Source organism: Nocardioides sp. (assembly GCF_034670285.1).
Taxonomy (GTDB): domain Bacteria; phylum Actinomycetota; class Actinomycetes; order Propionibacteriales; family Nocardioidaceae; genus Nocardioides.
The window spans coordinates 1-3,149 of record NZ_JAXMNS010000427.1; the positions used below are offsets into that span (position 1 = coordinate 1).

Consider the following 3,149-nt stretch of genomic DNA (forward strand, 5'->3'; position numbering starts at 1 on the left):
GCCGCCGACCGGCGCGAGGGCCTGGCCCGTCTCACCGGTCAGGTCAACGCCCTCAAGTCCCGCGCGGCGGCCGCCGACGACGAGATCGGTCGACTCACCCTGGCCCAGGAGGACGCCGTCGCCCGCGCCGACCGGGCCCAGCGTGACTTCACCTCCCTCGAGACCCAGGTCGCCGGGCTCGACGCGGGCGAGGAAGGGCTCGACGCCGAGCACGAGAAGGCCAGCGACGCGCTCAGCGAGGTCGAGGAGCGACTCGCCGCCGTCCGCGACCAGGCCGCGCAGGCCGATCGCTCGCGCTCGACGCTCGCGGCCCGCAAGGACGCCCTCGAGATGGGGCTCAACCGCAAGGACGGCGCCGGAGCGCTCCTCGCCGACAGCGACGCCGTGCCCGGACTGCTCGGCTCGGTCGCCGCGCTCATCACGGTGACCGCCGGCTACGAGGCCGCCGTCGCGGGCGCGCTCGGGGCTGCGGCCGACGCCGTGGCCGTCGCCGACGCCGACGCTGCCGTGGCGGCCATCTCCCACCTGCGCGCCGGCGACCTCGGCCGCGCCGGACTGGTCCTGGCCGGGGGAGCGGAGCCGGCTCGCGACTGGCCGGCGCTGCCGGACCACGCGACGTACGCCGCCGACGCGGTCGAGTGCCCCGACACCCTGCGCGCAGCGATCACCCGCATCCTGGCCCGCATCGCGGTGGTCGACGACCTCGACGCCGCGCAGGCCCTGGTGGCCGACCTGCCCGACGTCGTCGCGGTGACCCGTGACGGCGACCTGCTCGGCGCCCACGTCGCCGGCGGCGGGTCGACGGCCCAGCAGAGCCTGATCGAGATCCAGAGCGCAGTCGACGACGCAGCCGCCCAGCTCGCCGAGGCGACCGCCACCGGTGAACGGCTCGGCTTCGAGCAGTCGACCCTCGAGACCACCCGGCTCGACGCCCAGAAGCGGGTCGACGTCGCCCTCGCCCGGCTCCACGAGTCCGACGCCACCCTGGCCGCCGTCGCCGAGGAGCTGGGTCAGTACGGCTCCCAGGCCCGCGCCGCCAAGGGCGAGGCCGAGCGGCTGGCCCAGGCGATCGAGAAGGCGACGAGCGCCCGCGAGGCCGACCTGGCCGGGCTCGCCGAGCTCGAGGAGCGCCTGGCGACCGCTCAGGACGCCCCCGACGAGGAGCCCGACACCACCGAGCGCACCCGGCTGGTCGATGCGGCCAAGGTGGCGCGTCAGGGCGAGATGGACGCGCGCCTGGCGCTGCGCACCGCCGAGGAGCGCGCTCGCGCCCTGCACGGTCGCGTCGACAACCTGCTGCGTCAGGCCAAGGCCGAGCGCGACACCCGGGCGCGCGCTGCCGAGCGTCGCGAGCGCATGCTGCGCGAGGGACGGGCCGCCGAGGCGGTCAGCGTGGCCGCCGGCTACGTGCTGTCGCGCCTCGAGATCTCGATCTACGAGGCCACCCAGGCCCGGATGCGCGTCGAGCAGGCCCGCGGGGGTCGCGAGCGGGAGCTCATCGAGGTGCGCGCGGTGCTGCGTGAGCTCGGCAAGGAGCACGACGAGTTGGTCAACTCCGTCCACCGCGACGAGATGGCCCGCACCCAGCAGCGCATGCGCATCGAGCAGCTCGAGGAGCGCGCGATCGACGAGCTCGGGCTTGACGTCGAGGCGCTGGTCGCGGAGTTCGGCCCCGACCAGCTCGTGCCACCGTCGCTGGCGGTGCCCGACGAGGGCGACGCGGCTTCTGCAGGCTCGGGCGGCGGTGACGACAGCAACTACGAGGACGTTCGCTACGAGGGCTACGGACCCGGGGGCGTCGCGCTGATCGTCGACACCCTGACCGACAACCGCAATCGCACGGCATCGGAAGTGCGCTCGGCGTTCTCGAAGTACGGCGGCAACCTTGGTGAGACCAACTCGGTGTCGTTCATGTTCAACCGGGTCGGCCAGATCATCTACCCGGCCGAAGCGGGTACGCCCGACGCGATCTTGGAGGCGGCGATCGAGGCCGGCGCCGAGAACGCCGAGTCAAGCGAGACCGAGCATGAGATCACCTGCGCGGTGGAGGACTTCATCGCCGTGCGCGACGCGCTTGAGGAAAGCCTCGGCAGCGCGCAGTCGGCGCAGTTCACCTGGAAGCCGCTGAATGCGATCGCGGTCGACGAAGACCAAGCGGGCACCCTGCTCAAGCTGTTCAACACGCTCGAAGACAATGACGACGTCCAGCAGGTCTCGGCCAATTTCGAGATCGCCGACGACATCATGGCGAAACTGACGGCCTGAATGGTCCGGACGCTTCCTGGTGGAGCGTTCCGACGATATCGGCGCCGACCAAGGAGGGCCTGGATGCGGCTGATCGGGCTCGACCCCGGCCTGCGCAACACCGGATGGGGTGTGATCGAGATGGACGGTCACGCGCTGCGGCACGTCGCCGACGGAACCGTGCACTCCGACGGCGACGCGCCGATCGCCACGCGTCTGGTCCAGCTCTACGACGGCGTGCTCGACCTGATCGAACGCTGGAACCCGTCGGAGGCGGCGGTCGAGGAGACCTTCGTCAACCGCAATCCGGAGTCGACCCTGAAGCTGGGCCTCGCCCGGGGCGTGGTGCTGCTGGCGCCTGCCAAGGCCGGGCTGCTGGTTTCCGAGTACGCCCCCAAGCGGGTGAAGAAATCGGTGGTCGGCACCGGCAGCGCCAGCAAGGAACAGGTTCAGGCGATGATCACGACGCTTCTGCCGGGGGCCCGTATCGCCGGCGCCGATGCGGCCGACGCGTTGGCCGTCGCGGTCTGCCACGCCCACTTCATCCAGGCACGCGGCGCCTACGGTGTGGAAGCCGGTCTGGCGACCCGGAAATCGGCGGCGGGTTCCAACATCCAGCCCGGTCTGCAGCGCGCCATCGCGGCGGCGCTCGCCCGGGAAGCCGGAGGGGCTGGATCGTGATCGCCAAACTCAAGGGGCTGCTCGACTCGACCGCCGACGGCATGGCGGTGATCGACGTCGGCGGTGTCGGCTACTTGGTGTTCGCGTCGGCCCGCACGCTGACGGCGCTTGGCGAGCCCGGCTCTGCCGTATCGGTGCTGGTCGATACCCATGTCCGCGAGGATCACGTCCACCTGTACGGCTTTGCATCGGCTGCCGAGCGTACGTGCTTCCTGATGCTGCAG

General features: G+C 71.9%; 3 protein-coding genes. All 3 read left to right on the forward strand.

Features of this window, described 5'->3' with window-relative positions; all coding sequences use genetic code 11:
- Nucleotides 1–2,265, forward strand: a 2,265-nt coding sequence (locus VOI19_RS17070; protein ID WP_323794152.1) for a YebC/PmpR family DNA-binding transcriptional regulator, incomplete at its 5' end; no start/stop codon positions are given.
- Between the two features lie 63 nt (nucleotides 2,266–2,328).
- Nucleotides 2,329–2,925 carry a crossover junction endodeoxyribonuclease RuvC gene (ruvC, locus tag VOI19_RS17075; RefSeq protein WP_323794153.1) on the forward strand — a complete coding sequence of 199 codons (597 nt, stop codon included), beginning with the start codon at nucleotides 2,329–2,331 and terminating at the stop codon, nucleotides 2,923–2,925.
- The coding region (locus VOI19_RS17080; RefSeq protein WP_323794154.1) for an OB-fold domain-containing protein at nucleotides 2,922–3,149 on the forward strand (228 nt) is incomplete at its 3' end. The genes ruvC and VOI19_RS17080, both read left to right, overlap by 4 nt.

Bases quoted from the DNA above. Each gene is read 5' to 3' on its own strand.
- ruvC (WP_323794153.1), top strand. From the start codon at position 2,329: ATGCGGCTGATCGGGCTCGACCCCGGCCTGCGCAACACCGGATGGGGT.